This is a genomic window from Vibrio sp. 1078-1 (genome assembly GCF_033340475.1).
Genome location: NZ_JAWOWM010000066.1, coordinates 1 through 1,205 on the forward strand (window position 1 = coordinate 1; position 1,205 = coordinate 1,205).

1 protein-coding gene and 1 pseudogene are annotated in these 1,205 nt (G+C 46.1%); both read right to left on the bottom strand.

Annotation, left to right across the window (positions count from 1 at the left end; all coding sequences use genetic code 11):
• Positions 1-589, bottom strand: a pseudogene (locus tag R7190_RS25620) (phospholipase); the annotation flags it as partial.
• Between the two features lie 249 nt (positions 590-838).
• A partial coding sequence (gene miaE, locus R7190_RS25625; RefSeq protein WP_318137647.1) for a tRNA isopentenyl-2-thiomethyl-A-37 hydroxylase MiaE occupies positions 839-1,205 on the bottom strand: 367 nt, incomplete at its 5' end.

Consider the following 1,205-nt stretch of genomic DNA (forward strand, 5'->3'; position numbering starts at 1 on the left):
CACCAATATGTGACGCAATCGCAGGCAAGGCCCAAATGTTGTAAGTCATCAGTTTGAGATTTTGCTCGTTGTTATCGACGGGTTCAGCCACTTTGCTTGGTGTGACGGTATAGTACAAATCGTCATAACGCGCGGTGCTATCCGATTTAAACGCTAGCTCTGCGCTGCGAGAGCCAAACGCCTCCGTGTTTGAGCGATGAATCGTGCGATCGTCTTTTAATGCCAAGTTCACGTCGGCGGCTGACAAACCGTACTCAATGGTCGAGTTGTACCAATGTCCTTCCATGACTTGGTGGAGTGTAATGCTTTCACCTTGCGGGTTAGATACGACAGTTTCAAAGCGATAGTTCTGACCCGATTTCACCCCTTCCCAACGATTAAAACTCAGTACGGGCTTTGTTTCCCAAGGGCCTAATACTTCTACGTGTTGCTGCCATTCTTCTCCGTATTGCAGCAAATCACTGCCATTGTGTTTGACCTGAATGGTTAATGGTTGGTCTGAGTTATTGGTGAGGTATACGTCCGTATCAGCCAAGCTCGGCAATGCTACTAAAGTGCTCAGCAAAAGACTCCACTGCGAAAATTTCATCTTGTTTATCCATGATTTGTGTTAGAGCAATCATTCTTATTTATAAATGTTACTCGAGCGTTAAAGATGGATGACAGCTTATGGTTCGATGAAAATAGTTCGCTATTTGTGACCTTGGTTCTAACTGAGTTGTAAACAAAATGAAGTTACAGGCGCGGTTTATACAGACGGAGGGGTAGCTTGAAATGGTGAGATGTAAAACAAAAAAGCCAGACTCACATCTGGCTTTTTTGTGACGGTTTAGCGCGGCTATGCAGGTATGCCACTGTGGAACTTGAAGTCTTCGTCGGGGGTTGAAATCAGCTCAGCTTCGATACGGCCGAAGTATGCAATACGCTCGCTGATATCTTTGCCTGCAATCTGCTCAGCCAGTACAAGGTAGTCTTGATAATGACGTGCTTCAGAGCGGAGTAGGGAAACATAAAACTTCGCAATGTCTTCATCCATGTGCGGCGCAAGTTTGGCGAAACGTTCACATGAGCGAGCTTCGATGTAAGCGCCGATAATGAGCTTATCGATAAGCGTCTCAGGCTCATGAGTCTTCATGTGTGAAATCAGCGTTTTTGCGTAGCGGCTTGCGGGAATGTTTTTGTATTCCACGCCACGGCTCTCCATG